The following is a 14,716-nucleotide window of genomic DNA, read 5'->3' as shown; positions in this document are numbered from 1 at the left end:
TAAATATTCTCTCAAAATTGCACAGTGTTTTCGCATTTTATTATTATATCTTGGTCAAGCCCTCGACTTATTAGTATTAGTCAGCTGAACATGTTACCATGCTTACACCTCTAACCTATCAACCTGGTGGTCTTCCAGGAGTCTTACTTGCACCACACTTACGTGTGGACAATGGGAAATCTCATCTTAGGGTGGGCTTCACGCTTAGATGCTTTCAGCGTTTATCCCTTCCAAACATAGCTACCCAGCGATGCCACTGGCGTGACAACTGGTGCACCAGAGGTTTGTCCATCCCGGTCCTCTCGTACTAAGGACAGCTCCCTTCAAATTTCCTACGCCCGCGACGGATAGGGACCGAACTGTCTCACGACGTTCTGAACCCAGCTCGCGTGCCGCTTTAATGGGCGAACAGCCCAACCCTTGGGACCTACTTCAGCCCCAGGATGCGACGAGCCGACATCGAGGTGCCAAACCTCCCCGTCGATGTGGACTCTTGGGGGAGATCAGCCTGTTATCCCCGAGGTAGCTTTTATCCGTTGAGCGATGGCCCTCCCACGAGGTACCACCGGATCACTAAGCCCGACTTTCGTCCCTGCTCCACTTGTAAGTGTCGCAGTCAGGCTCCCTTCTGCCTTTGCACTCTTCGCGCGATTTCCAACCGCGCTGAGGGAACCTTTGGGCGCCTCCGTTACTCTTTCGGAGGCGACCGCCCCAGTCAAACTGCCCACCTAACAATGTCCTGTGACCAGATTCATGGCCTCCAGTTAGAACCTCAGTACTGTCAGGGTGGTATCCCAAGGATGACTCCACACAGGCTGACGCCCATGTATCTTAGTCTCCCACCTATCCTGTACAGACAATACCGAAATTCAATGCTAAGCTACAGTAAAGCTCTACGGGGTCTTTCCGTCCAATCGCGGGTATCCAGCATCTTCACTGGAACTACAATTTCGCCGGATGTACTGTTGAGACAGTGCCCAAATCATTACGCCATTCGTGCGGGTCGGAACTTACCCGACAAGGAATTTCGCTACCTTAGGACCGTTATAGTTACGGCCGCCGTTTACTGGGGCTTAAGTTCATAGCCTCGCCGAGAGCAAGCTCTCAGCTAACTAATCCCCTTAACCTTCCAGCACCGGGCAGGCGTCAGCCCCTATACATCAGCTTTCGCTTTAGCAGAGACCTGTGTTTTTGCTAAACAGTTGCTTGGGCCTATTCTCTGCGACCTACTTACGTAGGCACCCCTTCTCCCGAAGTTACGGGGTCAATTTGCCGAGTTCCTTAACAGTAATTCTTCCGATGGTCTTAGGATTCTCTCCTCACCTACCTGTGTCGGTTTGCGGTACGGGCACCAATATCCTCGATAGAGACTTTTCTTGGCAGCGTGGAATCAGATACTTCAGCAATAAATTGCCTTCCCCATTACATCTCAGCGTTAAGAGCAAACGGATTTGCCTGCTTGCTCCGCCTAAATGCTTAGACACACATCCAATAGTGTGCACATCTTATCCTCCTGCGTCATCCCATTTCTAATAACGTCCATTGGTGGTATCGGAATATCAACCGATTGTCCATCACCTACGCCTTTCGGCCTCGGCTTAGGTCCCGACTAACCCTGAGAGGACGAGCCTTCCTCAGGAAACCTTAGGTTTTCGACCGTTAAGATTCTCACTTAACTCTCGCTACTCATGCCAACATTCTCACTTCTGTACCGTCCACCACTCCTTACGGTATGACTTCAGCCAGTACAGAAAGCTCCTCTACCGCTTACACAATTGTGTAAACCCATAGCTTCGGTGGTAAGTTTTAGCCCCGGACATCTTCGGCGCAGGATCTCTTGACTAGTGAGCTATTACGCACTCTTTGAATGAGTGGCTGCTTCTGAGCCAACATCCTAGTTGTCTTAGAAATCCCACATCCTTTTCCACTTAACTTACACTTTGGGACCTTAGCTGATGGTCTGGGCTGTTTCCCTTTTGACTACGGATCTTATCATTCGCAGTCTGACTGCCGAAATAAAAGTATATGGCATTCGGAGTTTGATAGGGTTCAGTAACTGTTGTCAGCCCCTAGCCCATTCAGTGCTCTACCTCCATTACTCAATTAATCGACGCTAGCCCTAAAGCTATTTCGAGGAGAACCAGCTATCTCCGAGTTCGATTGGAATTTCTCCGCTATCCACAGCTCATCCCATGGTTTTTCAACACCAACGTGGTTCGGACCTCCACGGAATTTTACTTCCGCTTCATCCTGGCCATGGATAGGTCACCCGGTTTCGGGTCTACGACATGCAACTAGAACGCCCTATTCAGACTCGGTTTCCCTTCGGCTCCGTACCTTAAGTACTTAACCTTGCTACATATCGTAACTCGTTGGCTCGTTCTACAAAAAGCACGCCGTCACACATAAAAAGTGCTTCGACCGGTTGTAGGCACACGGTTTCAGGTTCTATTTCACTCCCCTTCCGGGGTTCTTTTCACCTTTCCCTCACGGTACTTCTTCACTATCGGTCACTAGGTAGTATTTAGCCTTGGGAGGTGGTCCTCCCAGCTTCCCACAAGGTTTCACGTGTCTCGTGGTACTCTGGATTAGATCTGACTGTTCTTCCTTTTCATTTACAGGCCTATTACCTTCTGCGGAGCAGCTTTCCAGCTATCTTCAATTAAAGAATTGCAGTATTTATGATCTATCCTCAACCCCTAAGTCAAAGACTTAGGTTTGGGCTCATTCCCTTTCGCTCGCCGCTACTTAGGAAATCGATATTTCTTTCTCTTCCTCCGGGTACTTAGATGTTTCAGTTCCCCGGGTGTACCTCTGCATACCTATTTATTCAGTATGCAGTACATAGTTGTTACTATGTGGGTTCCCCCATTCGGAAATCTTTGGATCACAGGCTATTTGCGCCTACCCAAAGCTTATCGCAGCTTAACGCGTCCTTCTTCGGCTCCTAGTGCCAAGGCATTCGCCATGCGCCCTTTGTAGCTTGACCTTTGATTCTGTTTATTTTCATAAACGTTTTGTTTCTTAATATTAATTTTGCGAAATCATAATAAATTAACCTATAACCACTCTCGTGGATCTAAATCTTTTTAAAACAATTTTATACACTGTGCAATTTTCAAAGAACATTTTAAGAAAAACTATTAATTAATTAGCTCCTAAGAGTTAATATAATTAGTCTCTCAAAATTAAACAGAGAAATAGGAACGAGTAATTACAATAGATATTTTGAAGAATAATTAAATTCTTCTATTGCATCGACCGAAGTCAATACATCTACTCCCTAGAAAGGAGGTGATCCAGCCGCAGGTTCTCCTACGGCTACCTTGTTACGACTTCACCCCAATCATCGATCCCACCTTCGGCCGCTGGCTCCTTACGGTTACCTCACGGACTTCGGGTGTTACCAACTCTCATGGTGTGACGGGCGGTGTGTACAAGGCCCGGGAACGTATTCACCGCGACATGCTGATTCGCGATTACTAGCAACTCCGGCTTCATGTAGGCGAGTTGCAGCCTACAATCCGAACTGGGATGAGTTTTTGAGTTTGGCTCCACCTTGCGGTCTTGCATCTCTTTGTACTCACCATTGTAGCACGTGTGTAGCCCTAGACATAAGGGGCATGATGATTTGACGTCATCCCCACCTTCCTCCCGGTTAACCCGGGCAGTCTCACTAGAGTGCTCAACTTAATGGTAGCAACTAATGATAAGGGTTGCGCTCGTTGCGGGACTTAACCCAACATCTCACGACACGAGCTGACGACAACCATGCACCACCTGTCACCTTGTCCCGAAGGACTTCACTCATCTCTGAGTTATGCAAGGGATGTCAAGTCTAGGTAAGGTTCTTCGCGTTGCTTCGAATTAAACCACATGCTCCGCTGCTTGTGCGGGCCCCCGTCAATTCCTTTGAGTTTTAATCTTGCGATCGTACTCCCCAGGCGGAATACTTAATGTGTTAACGGCGGCACCGAGGTTCGACCCCCGACACCTAGTATTCATCGTTTACGGCGTGGACTACCAGGGTATCTAATCCTGTTTGCTCCCCACGCTTTCATGCCTCAGCGTCAGTTACAGTCCAGTAAGTCGCCTTCGCCACTGGTGTTCTTCCTAATCTCTACGCATTTCACCGCTACACTAGGAATTCCACTTACCTCTCCTGCACTCTAGACACCCAGTTTCAAATGCAGCACCCAAGTTAAGCTCGGGTATTTCACATCTGACTTAAATGTCCGCCTACGCATCCTTTACGCCCAGTAAATCCGGACAACGCTTGCCACCTACGTATTACCGCGGCTGCTGGCACGTAGTTAGCCGTGGCTTCCTCCTCTGGTACCGTCATTATCGTCCCAGAAGACAGAACTTTACAACCCGAAGGCCTTCATCATTCACGCGGCGTTGCTGCGTCAGGGTTTCCCCCATTGCGCAATATTCCCCACTGCTGCCTCCCGTAGGAGTCTGGACCGTGTCTCAGTTCCAATGTGGCCGATCACCCTCTCAGGTCGGCTACGCATCGTTGCCTTGGTGGGCCTTTACCTCACCAACTAGCTAATGCGCCGCGGGTCCATCTCAAAGTGAAATTCCGAAAAATTCCTTTGATGTTAAGATCATGCGATCAAAACATATTATGCGGTATTAATCTCCCTTTCGGGAGGCTATTCCCCTCTTTGAGGCAGGTTACCCACGTGTTACTCACCCGTCCGCCGCTAATTGATCCCGAAGGATCGCATCGCTCGACTTGCATGTGTTAGGCACGCCGCCAGCGTTCGTCCTGAGCCAGGATCAAACTCTCAATTTAAAAGTTTACACTTTTTTAGTTGAAATAATTAATCTGCGCCAACTGTTAAGTTGGTTAGCAAGCTCATTACATACTTTTTAGCCTTACGACTAAAATATTACTTTTACTAAAGTAATTGACTGGTTAAAATAAAATATTATTTCATTTCTTTACCTATTTCTCTGTTTAATTTTCAAAGACCAATTTGCTTTGTCATCATGTGACGACTTCTACTATTCTATCAGTTGTTTAATCGTTTGTCAATAGCATTTTACTTTTTTTAATTAAGTCTTTTACTATCTTGATTAATGTTTCATTGCAAAACAGCAGCAACATGTAATATCTTATCATAATTATTTTTATCCGTTTTATGGTATATATTATTTAAGACAACATAAGTACATAATAATCTTATTTTCTTACTTATTCTACGTTTCTCTCATGTTGATACACTAGGACTAGTATACATATCTATTAACATAAATTCAAAGTTTACACTATAATAAAAAAGTATTTTTGCTAATATCCGCTGTAATCAAGATTATGATTTAAATTATATTTAGTTAATTAAATGTTTTTTACCTTATAAAAAACCATGTGATCTCTCCATTCGCCATTAATGTATAAATATTTTTCACTTATACCAAGTTCCTTAAATCCACAATTTTTTAAAACTCTTTGTGATTTTTCATTATTTATCAAAGTACTAGCTTCGACTCTATGCAATTCTAATTCTTCAAATGCATATGTTACTGCAAGCTTAACAGCCTCCTTCATATATCCCTTATTTTGTTCTTCCTCATCCATAGAATATCCTATAAAGGCATTTTTAAAAACACCAATAACTATATTCGATATTCTTATTTTCCCAATAAGTTTCTTAGCCTTATATATTCCAAAATTAACACCACTACCATTTAAAAATTGTTTATATCCCTCTGTTAAAGTACGTTTTTGATTGTCTAAAGTATAAAATGTTTCATCCCTAACCGGTTCAAAACAACTCAGATATTTTCTATTCCTTAAATGAAACCCTAATACCTCCTGCGCATCCCCTGGAGTCAATGCCCGAATACTAATATTCCTACCTTTAATATCTAAATCTCTCCTTATTGAATTCTTATTAAATCTAAAGGCGTTTATACCAAACATCACCTCTGATTGATAATCAGATTTATTTACCACACTATCAGTTATTATACCCTCTAATTCAAATCCTAGATCAGTAAAGGCACTTACATTTATATTCTCATCAGCAATAACATCCACTTTATTTATTCCCATATTTTTAAACAAAATATTCAGCATGAGATTTAATGTATCTTTTAAATACTCGTAACTTCCATTGGTATGTTTATGAAATTTTATTCTAAATTGGCAAAACTTGTTTTCTTTATCTAATTCAACTATAAATATTCTTCCCAGTATAATATAATTATTATCTTTTATAATATACTCTCTCTCGTTACCCTTTAAAGCTTCTAAATTAACATACTTACCTTTGTTCATTTTTAACCCCTTTGTCTACAATAATAGTAATTTAGATCATAAATATATTCATTAACAAAAATAACAAAAGGTGCTTAAACTTACACCCTTGTTCATTTCTCATAATAAAACTATTAAATATTAACCTTTTTTATTAAATCCTTAATCACTTCACCACCAATTATCATTCCTGCCACTGGTGGAACAAAAGATATGCTACCCGGGATCTGTCTTTTCATAGCACATTTCTTTGAACCCCCGGTACATACACAACCTTCTTTACATGTTATAACCTCGTCTGACTTTGGTTTTATAGGAACTTCCTGTGAATAAACCACCTTTAATTTGTCGATATTTCTCTTCCTAAGTTCCTGCCTCATAACCCTTGCAAGCGGACATACTTTTGTATCATAAATATCTACAACTCTAAATAAAGTTGGGTCTAATTTATTACCTGTTCCAAGGCAGCATATAATTTTGATACCCCGCTTCGTGCAGTACTCAACTAAAGATATTTTTGAAGCTACAGTATCTATAGCATCTACTACATAATCTGTATCTTCAGTAATTATATCTCCCATATTATCTGCTGTCACAAATGTTTCATAAGTAATAACTTCACACTTAGGATTTATTTCGAGTATTCTATCCTTCATTACTAGAACCTTGCTTTTACCTATAGTTTTATGAGTAGCATGAATTTGCCTATTTAAATTTGTTAAACATATTGTATCATCATCTATTAATACTATTTTTCCAATGCCTGCTCTTACTAATGCTTCAACGGTATAACTGCCAACTCCGCCTATTCCAAATACTACTACCTTACTCTCTTTTAACTTGTTTAGGCTATCCATGCCTATAAGTAACTCTGTTCTTGACAATGCATGCTGTGGCATATGTTTTTTCTCCTTCAAAATATATTTTATCGTAAATGTTTTATACTTTTTATTACTTTCGTATTTATTAATTAATAATAATTTGATATCATAATCTAATTATACCCCAAATAGTTATAAAGACCACGCATATGCGTAGCCTTTATAACTATTTCAACAATTCATTTTTACCACTACATAAAATTACAATTCATGTACAAATATTCCACTTTGTAATTTTGGTTCAAACCAAGTTGATTTAGGAGGCATCGTTTTGCCTGCATTCGCTATATCGATAAGATCGTCCATAGTTGTAGGACACATAGAAAATGCAACTTTCATACCACACCTAACTCTTCTTTCAAGTTCCCCAAGCCCTCTGATACCACCTACAAAATCAATTCTAGAATTTGTTGTTGGGTCATCAATTCCTAGAATCGGATCTAATAAATTCTTCTGCAAAATTGATACATCTAATCTTTCTACTGGATCCTTCAAATTAAAAGTTCCTTCTTTAGCCTCTAATTTATACCATTTTCCCTCTAGAAACATCCCATATGTCCTTTGTACTTCTGGCTTAAATTGACCAATACCATCAAAGGTCGTAATGTGAAATTTCTCAGAGACTTTATTCATAAATTCATCGAAAGAGTTTCCAAACAAATCTGCAACCACTCGATTATAGTCCATTACATATAACTCATTATCTGGAAATATAACTGATAAGAAGTAATTAAATTCCTCATCACCAGTATAAGATAGCTTATCTTTTCTTCGCTTTAATCCGACTTTGACAGCAGAAGCTGATCTATGATGACCGTCGGCTATATATAAATAATCGGTCTTGGCGAATATATCAGATAGTTTATTTATAATAGATTCCTCATTAATAACCCAAATGATTTGTGACACACCATCTTCTGATTTATAATCATATAATGGAGATTTTGTTTCAGTCCAATTTTTTACTATATCATCTATTTCATCCTTATGTCTATATGTTAAGAATATTGGACCAGTATTACAATTTGTATAATCGACATGATTAAATCTATCAAGCTCTTTATCGGCTCTTGTTAACTCATGTTTTTTAATTGTGTCCTTTATATAATCATCTATTGATGCACAAGCAACTATACCTGTTTGAGACCTTCCATCCATTATTTGTCTATAAATATACATGCATGGTTCTTTATCCTGAATATACACTTTATCACTAATCATCTTTTGAAGATTTTCTCTAGCCTTTAAATAAACTTGCTTATCATGTACATCTATACCTTTTGGTAAATCTACTTCTGCTTTATCAACATGTAAAAATGAATAAGGTTTCCCCTTTACCATTTCTCTGGCCTCTTCACTATCCATAACATCATAAGGAAGAGCTGCTACTTTTTCTACTAAATCTAATTGTGGTCTGTATGCTTTAAAAGGCCTTACTATAGCCATAATTGTTCCTCCCGTGATCAATCATTTTATTTGAAAAAACTAATAATAATTTCCGTTATTTCAGTACCTATTCTTGTTTGAGCTTCCTTCGTAGCAGCCCCTATATGCGGTGTTACAGAAATTTTTGGATGATTAACCAAAGCTTCATTTTTTGTTGGTTCCTCAATATAAACGTCCACACCAGCTCCTGCTAATTTACCATTATCTAACGCTTCTACTAAAGCAGCCTCATCAACTACTCCACCTCTAGCACAGTTAATTAAAAATGCTCCATCCTTCATCATTGCTAATTGATCTTTTCCTATAGTCGCTCCATTCTCTTTAATAAATGGTATATGCAATGATACATAATCTGATTTTTTTAATACATCATTTAACTCTAAGTACTCATACTCATCAAAACCCTTAGCTTTCCCTATTATATCTGTATATATAACTGTCATACCAAGCGCAGATGCTTTTTTGGCTAACTCTTTAGATATTCTTCCAAATCCTATTAGCCCTAGTGTCTTACCACCTATCTCTACACCAGTATATTTTTTCTTATCCCACATACCTTTTCTCATAGCTACATTCGAGATATTAACAAATCTTGATACCGCAAACATATGTGCAAGTGCAAGTTCAGCAACAGATGCACTACTTGCATTAGGCGTATTAGTGACTTTTATCCCTTTTTCCTCGGCATATGCTACATCAATGTTATCAACGCCTACTCCCCCACGAATTATAAGCTTTAGTTTTCCTGATTCTGCTGCTTTATCAATTATTGGCTTTCTAACCTTTGTTGCAGACCTAACTACAATTACATCAAAGTTTTTTAATTCTTCACCTAAAAATTCTGGTTCATAAAATTTTTCAACAACTTCAAATCCTTTATTTTTTAACTCCTCAATTGCACCCTTTTCCATACCATCAGTAACTAATACTCTAATCATTAAAATCCTCCTCTATATATAAAATTTTTTATATCCAATTAAAGTTAAATTAAGAATGAAAAATCACAATATAATTTTTCATTCTTAATTTTTTTTATTATTTGTTATTTATTATTTATTATTTATTAAATTCCTAAAATATTATTAATTATTGCCAATAAACCCTTTAATTCTTCTGGCGTAGTTTCAGCCATATGAGCAATTCTAAATGTCTTATCTTTTAACTTCCCATAACCATTAGAAATCATAAATCCTTTTTCTCCTAATTTCTTGTTTAAATCAGAAATACTAATTTCTTTTGTGTTTTTAATAGCAGTTACTGTGTTTGACACAAAGTTTTCATCGGGAAATATTGCGAAGTATTTTGTAGCCCATTCGCGAACGACCTCCGCACCAGCTATATGCCTAGCATATCTATTCTCTAATCCTTCTTCTAATATCTTATCTAATTGATAATCTAAAGCAAACATATGTGAAAGGGATGGAGTAGATGGATATTGATAATCCTTCTTTTGTATACACTCATATAGTCCTAATAAATCGAAATATACTCCTCTATTTGTAACTTGTTTAGCTCTTTCTACTGCTTTTTTTGAAAATGTACAAATAGACATTCCTGCAGGTAATCCTAAACATTTTTGAGTTGAAGTTATACAAATATCAATCGCCCAATCATCTACTTTTACTTCTGTTCCAGCGGCATTACTCACCGTATCTACACATACTACAACATCAGGATACTTTTTATAAACCGATGAAAGATCTTCCATATTATTCATAAGTCCTGTTGAAGTCTCATTCATAGTAATAGTTATTAAATCATATTTCCCTGTTTTTAATACTTCTTCAATCATTTGTTTAGTTGTTGGCATGCCCCACTCTGATTCGAATTTATCCGCTGGTACCCCATTCGCAGTACACATTTGAAACCATCTGTTTCCAAATGCCCCAACTGAAAATATTGCTGCCCGTATTGCTGTACATGACCGAACAGCACCTTCCATTAGTCCACTTCCTGAACTAGTTGAAAGTAGTATTTCTTCTTTAGTATTAAATACTTTTCTCATTTTATCGCTTATGTTCCTTTGTAGTGTTGATGCTTCTTTACCTCTATGTGATATTTGAGGAGTAGCCATTTTTTGAAGTACATCTTCTGCTACTTCTACTGGTCCCGGTATAAATAATCTTTTATGCATATCCAACCTCCAAATTTCTATTTTTATAATTTTTTATTCATATTTTTATTATTATTGAATTATAACACTTATTTTAGCACTTAAGTATATATTTCTCAACGTGATAAAAACAAAGATTATAATTATGTTACTTAATATTATATCAAAATTGTATTCATTTACATACAATATTTAGTCATATGTATAAAACCCATAATATTTATGCTATCTAATTAAACACCATATAACAAAGCATATCTGTTATATGGTGTTAATATTAGAAATTCTATTTGGAATATACTATTATATCATTTCCTGCGACGCTGCAATATTAACCTTGATCTAATCCAGCTAAAATTTTATCGTACAAATTAACTTCACACTTATTATTTTTTAAGTGCTGGCAATTGTCACAACTTTTACTATATGCATTACCTATTGAAGACTGAAATCCTGTTCCTATTGAGTCATATCCATTACAACTGTTTGCTACATGTGTCATCTGTTCTATATTTGGCATGATATTAAACCTCCTAAAATTTAAAATTTAGTTAATGTCTATTTATTATTTCCCTAACTTCATCAAATAAATCCTCTTCACATTTTTATTATTTAAATTAATTTTTAGAATTTCAAATGAAAAAAGCTACTAAAACATAAAATGTTCTAATAGCTTGCATATGTTATTTTTTTATAATTTAAATAACACCTAAATTTTTTATTAATGGGTTTCCCACCAATAATCTTTTATATTAATTATAGACTCAGTTTCTCTACAATACTTTGTAGTTAAACACTGTCTTAAATTCCTTGGACATCTTTTACATACACAATCCGTTACTTCGCCACTACACTGTTTTGTTAAAGCCTCAGGGCAGTGAATACAATTGTCTCCACCTACAGCCATTTTATCACCTACCGTTTTAGTTAAAACTATTTTATCAATAGTTTAAATATTATTTTCATTATCTTCTTTCTTGTAAATCGTTCTGTACTTAATCATTATTTCATTTAATATATCCGCTACTATTGGTGGCGTATACGTAATTGCATTAGCACCAGCTTTTATAGTTTCTCTTATAGTTTCATTATCGGGACCCCCAGTTGCAATTATTGGAAAGTCAGGATGTTTCTCTCTTATTTTGCTAACTATATAAGCCGTTTTTTTAGCGCCTGAAACATTAATTATAGTAGCACCTGCTCTTATTCTCGCCTCTATGTCTTCAAATTCTGATACAACTGTAACTATTATTGGAATATCTATAGTTTCCCTTACCTGTGTTATAACTTCATTAGATATTGGACTATTAACAACTATCCCCATAGCACCTTTAAATTCAGCATCTAATGCTAAATTTGTTACTCTCTTCCCAGTAGTAATTCCTCCTCCAACACCACAAAATACTGGTACATCAGCAGCAAGTACCAAGGCTTCCGTTATTATAGGCTGAGGTGTAAATGGATATACTGCAATAATTGCATCAGCGTTTGTATTTCTTATAACAGCTACATCTGTAGTAAAAACAAAAGATTTTAATCTTTTACCAAATATTACAATTCCAGTAGCATCTCTAATAGCCGTTGGTAGCTCTATCATATGTCTCCTCAAATTTCCTGTTATTTGAGGCGCTTTTTGATACATAGTTTTTTCTTTAACTTCTTTTTCCATTTTAACTTCTCTCCCCTCTATTTGTTATTCGATATTTAATCACCTTTACTTTATATCGCATCTATAAGCCTTTTCACCAGTATAATTAATCTCCTTTAATAACTTTCTTACAACTCTCTTACCTATTTCATCTTCACTCATTTCACATATAGCATCATCTATGTTTACCCAATCAGCCCAATCAACTTCAGGCGATTTCTTTATATTTCCTTCAACAAACTTCGCCATAAATGTTAGCATTATAATTTCTTTGGAAGCTAAATAATCACTCCCCAAATATTTAATTTTTCCAACAGTTATACCTGTTTCCTCTTTAACTTCTCTATATACAGTCTCTTCAACAGATTCTCCATTAGTTACATATCCCGATACTAATACCTTTGAATTTTTAAAAGTATAATTTTGTTTGAGAAGTAAGATTTCTTTACCCTTCATAACTGCAACTACTACACATGGTTTGGGTGTGTCGAAATACATATTATCATCAACAGGGCAATATGGTACTGCCCCTTCATCCCAACTATCTTTTTCAATTAATTTTGTTCCGCAAATTGGACAATATATAAATCTCAAATTCTCCCTCCTCTTAATTCCTATGTTATTAGTTTAATCCTATTTAGGCTTTAATTCAATTAAAACAAGTATCAATAAATCTCTTAGTAATCTTATAAATTACAAAATAATCTCAACAGATTTGCTTAAGGTTATGTAATTCTCACCCACATCACATTCGTATACAAAAATATCTACACCACTTTCGTATGCAAATCGTAGTGCTTCACCAAAAGCTCCATCCATATCATCATAAGGAGAGAAATTTTCTATATTGCTCATTTGAATAAGAAATAGCACTCCAGCTCCTATTCCTATTTTTTTAACTTCTATAAGTTCTAATAAATGTTTTTTTCCCCTCTGCGTAGGTGCATCTGGAAACATACTTTTACCATTTACTTCAAACGTTACCCCTTTTACTTCAAGATAATACTCCTCACCCATGTTATTAGATAATTTAAAATCAAATCTACTATTCCCAAAGGTTTTTTCCCTCTGTATTATATTATATTTAACAAGTTTTTGTATCTTTTGGTCTTTTAACGCTTCATCAACAACTTTATTAGGAATCTGTGAATCTATGTTAATAATTTTATTATCTTTATATCCAGCAATTAAATCATATAAAGTCTTTCTACTTGGATTAAGCTCTTCTCTTAATAAAACTTTAGATCCCGGAACTAATATTTCTTTACATCTTCCCGTATTAGGAACATGTACTATTATTTCTTTTCCATTAAGATTTACATAAGCTACAAATCTATTTGGTCTTTTAACGAACTCTGCAATAACAACTCTTTTACTTATAATCATAATTTTATCTCCATTTTTATAAATATACACTTATTTATGAAAATAATCAACACTATACACAATCAAAATAGCATTATGTATAAATTCGATTAATATTTTATAAAATAAAAAAGCCCTTGCTTTAAAAGCAAGAGCTTTTTTATGGTGACTCCTAGGGGAATTGAACCCCTGTTACCACCGTGAAAGGGTGGTGTCTTAACCGCTTGACCAAGGAGCCCTAGAAAATTTGGTGGCTTACCGGAGAATCGAACTCCGGACACCATGATTAAAAGTCATGTGCTCTACCAACTGAGCTAGTAAACCATAATGGCTGGGATAGCAGGATTTGAACCTACGAATGCCACAGTCAAAGTGTGGTGCCTTACCGCTTGGCGATATCCCAATGTTTGGTGCGTCTTAAGGGATTCGAACCCCCGGCCCACGCCTTAGAAGGGCGTTGCTCTATCCAACTGAGCTAAAGACGCATATTAAATATAATGGAGCGGGTAGAGGGAATCGAACCCTCGTAATTAGCTTGGAAGGCTAACACTCTACCATTGAGTTATACCCGCTTAATTATGGTGCAGGTGAAGGGAGTTGAACCCATACACCCGAAGGCGCTAGATCCTAAGTCTAGTGCGTCTGCCAATTCCGCCACACCTGCAAATATTTATGGTGACTCCTAGGGGAATTGAACCCCTGTTACCACCGTGAAAGGGTGGTGTCTTAACCGCTTGACCAAGGAGCCTTAAAAAATACTAAAATACTAATATATTAGTATTTTAGTATTGACCTGGCGACAACCTACTCTCCCACAAGGTCACCCCTGCAGTACCATCGGCGCATTGAAGCTTAACCTTCGTGTTCGGTATGGGAACGGGTGTTACCTTCAGGCCATTATCACCAGATTTATCTTCAGAAATAATAATTGAGAATCTACCGTCGTTGACTACGGATATTCTATATAAATATATTCTCATCATCATTTCTATATA

Annotated in this window: 10 protein-coding genes, 7 tRNA genes and 3 rRNA genes; all 20 read right to left on the bottom strand. The window is 37.1% G+C overall.

The window, feature by feature from the left end:
* Positions 1 to 50: 50 nt before the first annotated feature.
* The 20 genes from A7L45_RS00375 to rrf all read right to left on the bottom strand — a co-directional run bounded on the left by A7L45_RS00375 (position 51) and on the right by rrf (position 14,629).
* Positions 51 to 2,989 (bottom strand): 23S ribosomal RNA (locus A7L45_RS00375).
* A gap of 298 nt (positions 2,990 to 3,287) precedes the next feature.
* Positions 3,288 to 4,801 (bottom strand): 16S ribosomal RNA (locus A7L45_RS00370).
* Together the 16S and 23S rRNA genes form the textbook arrangement of a ribosomal RNA operon.
* A 546-nt stretch (positions 4,802 to 5,347) precedes the next feature.
* The gene (locus tag A7L45_RS00365) at positions 5,348 to 6,289 is read right to left on the bottom strand and encodes a GNAT family N-acetyltransferase (RefSeq protein WP_071610956.1); all 942 of its coding nucleotides are present in this window, start codon (positions 6,287 to 6,289) and stop codon (positions 5,348 to 5,350) included.
* 113 nt (positions 6,290 to 6,402) lie between these two features.
* A complete protein-coding gene (locus tag A7L45_RS00360; RefSeq protein WP_071610955.1) occupies positions 6,403 to 7,167 on the bottom strand; it encodes a tRNA threonylcarbamoyladenosine dehydratase in 765 nt (254 codons plus the stop codon).
* Between the two features lie 183 nt (positions 7,168 to 7,350).
* Positions 7,351 to 8,595 carry a DUF1015 domain-containing protein gene (locus A7L45_RS00355; RefSeq protein WP_071610954.1) on the bottom strand — a complete coding sequence of 415 codons (1,245 nt, stop codon included), beginning with the start codon at positions 8,593 to 8,595 and terminating at the stop codon, positions 7,351 to 7,353.
* Positions 8,596 to 8,621: 26 nt separating this feature from the next.
* Positions 8,622 to 9,533 carry a D-2-hydroxyacid dehydrogenase gene (locus A7L45_RS00350; RefSeq protein WP_071610953.1) on the bottom strand — a complete coding sequence of 304 codons (912 nt, stop codon included), beginning with the start codon at positions 9,531 to 9,533 and terminating at the stop codon, positions 8,622 to 8,624.
* Positions 9,534 to 9,658: 125 nt separating this feature from the next.
* On the bottom strand, positions 9,659 to 10,729 hold the full coding sequence (locus A7L45_RS00345; protein ID WP_071610952.1) for a pyridoxal-phosphate-dependent aminotransferase family protein: 1,071 nt from the start codon (positions 10,727 to 10,729) through the stop codon (positions 9,659 to 9,661).
* Positions 10,730 to 11,039: 310 nt separating this feature from the next.
* Complete coding sequence (locus A7L45_RS00340; RefSeq protein WP_071610951.1) at positions 11,040 to 11,228, bottom strand: hypothetical protein; 189 nt, start codon at positions 11,226 to 11,228, stop codon at positions 11,040 to 11,042.
* 201 nt (positions 11,229 to 11,429) lie between these two features.
* On the bottom strand, positions 11,430 to 11,615 hold the full coding sequence (locus A7L45_RS00335) for a hypothetical protein (RefSeq protein ID WP_071610950.1): 186 nt from the start codon (positions 11,613 to 11,615) through the stop codon (positions 11,430 to 11,432).
* Between the two features lie 42 nt (positions 11,616 to 11,657).
* Positions 11,658 to 12,377 carry a hydrolase gene (locus A7L45_RS00330; RefSeq protein ID WP_071610949.1) on the bottom strand — a complete coding sequence of 240 codons (720 nt, stop codon included), beginning with the start codon at positions 12,375 to 12,377 and terminating at the stop codon, positions 11,658 to 11,660.
* A gap of 45 nt (positions 12,378 to 12,422) precedes the next feature.
* Positions 12,423 to 12,950: an NAD(+) diphosphatase gene (locus tag A7L45_RS00325; protein ID WP_071610948.1), complete on the bottom strand. Its 528-nt coding sequence runs from the start codon at positions 12,948 to 12,950 to the stop codon at positions 12,423 to 12,425.
* Between the two features lie 99 nt (positions 12,951 to 13,049).
* Complete coding sequence (sfsA, locus tag A7L45_RS00320) at positions 13,050 to 13,742, bottom strand: DNA/RNA nuclease SfsA (protein WP_071610947.1); 693 nt, start codon at positions 13,740 to 13,742, stop codon at positions 13,050 to 13,052.
* Between the two features lie 142 nt (positions 13,743 to 13,884).
* Positions 13,885 to 13,959, bottom strand: a tRNA-Glu gene (locus A7L45_RS00315).
* 10 nt (positions 13,960 to 13,969) lie between these two features.
* Positions 13,970 to 14,045, bottom strand: a tRNA-Lys gene (locus tag A7L45_RS00310).
* 4 nt (positions 14,046 to 14,049) lie between these two features.
* Positions 14,050 to 14,124 (bottom strand) — tRNA-Gln (locus A7L45_RS00305).
* 5 nt (positions 14,125 to 14,129) lie between these two features.
* A tRNA-Arg gene (locus tag A7L45_RS00300) sits at positions 14,130 to 14,206 on the bottom strand.
* A gap of 13 nt (positions 14,207 to 14,219) precedes the next feature.
* Positions 14,220 to 14,293, bottom strand: a tRNA-Gly gene (locus A7L45_RS00295).
* A gap of 7 nt (positions 14,294 to 14,300) precedes the next feature.
* A tRNA-Leu gene (locus A7L45_RS00290) sits at positions 14,301 to 14,385 on the bottom strand.
* A 9-nt stretch (positions 14,386 to 14,394) separates the two neighbouring features.
* A tRNA-Glu gene (locus A7L45_RS00285) sits at positions 14,395 to 14,469 on the bottom strand.
* 43 nt (positions 14,470 to 14,512) lie between these two features.
* A 5S ribosomal RNA gene (gene rrf, locus A7L45_RS00280) occupies positions 14,513 to 14,629 on the bottom strand.
* Positions 14,630 to 14,716 lie beyond the last annotated feature (87 nt).

This window comes from Clostridium estertheticum subsp. estertheticum (assembly GCF_001877035.1).
Lineage (GTDB): Bacteria > Bacillota > Clostridia > Clostridiales > Clostridiaceae > Clostridium_AD > Clostridium_AD estertheticum.
This window is presented reverse-complemented; position numbering and strand designations above follow the sequence as displayed.

Bases quoted from the DNA above. Each gene is read 5' to 3' on its own strand.
- A7L45_RS00340 (WP_071610951.1), bottom strand. From the start codon at position 11,228: ATGCCAAATATAGAACAGATGACACATGTAGCAAACAGTTGTAATGGA.
- A7L45_RS00360 (WP_071610955.1), bottom strand. From the start codon at position 7,167: ATGCCACAGCATGCATTGTCAAGAACAGAGTTACTTATAGGCATGGAT.
- A7L45_RS00330 (WP_071610949.1), bottom strand. From the start codon at position 12,377: ATGGAAAAAGAAGTTAAAGAAAAAACTATGTATCAAAAAGCGCCTCAA.
- A7L45_RS00345 (WP_071610952.1), bottom strand. From the start codon at position 10,729: ATGCATAAAAGATTATTTATACCGGGACCAGTAGAAGTAGCAGAAGAT.
- A7L45_RS00335 (WP_071610950.1), bottom strand. From the start codon at position 11,615: ATGGCTGTAGGTGGAGACAATTGTATTCACTGCCCTGAGGCTTTAACA.
- A7L45_RS00365 (WP_071610956.1), bottom strand. From the start codon at position 6,289: ATGAACAAAGGTAAGTATGTTAATTTAGAAGCTTTAAAGGGTAACGAG.
- A7L45_RS00355 (WP_071610954.1), bottom strand. From the start codon at position 8,595: ATGGCTATAGTAAGGCCTTTTAAAGCATACAGACCACAATTAGATTTA.
- sfsA (WP_071610947.1), bottom strand. From the start codon at position 13,742: ATGATTATAAGTAAAAGAGTTGTTATTGCAGAGTTCGTTAAAAGACCA.
- A7L45_RS00350 (WP_071610953.1), bottom strand. From the start codon at position 9,533: ATGATTAGAGTATTAGTTACTGATGGTATGGAAAAGGGTGCAATTGAG.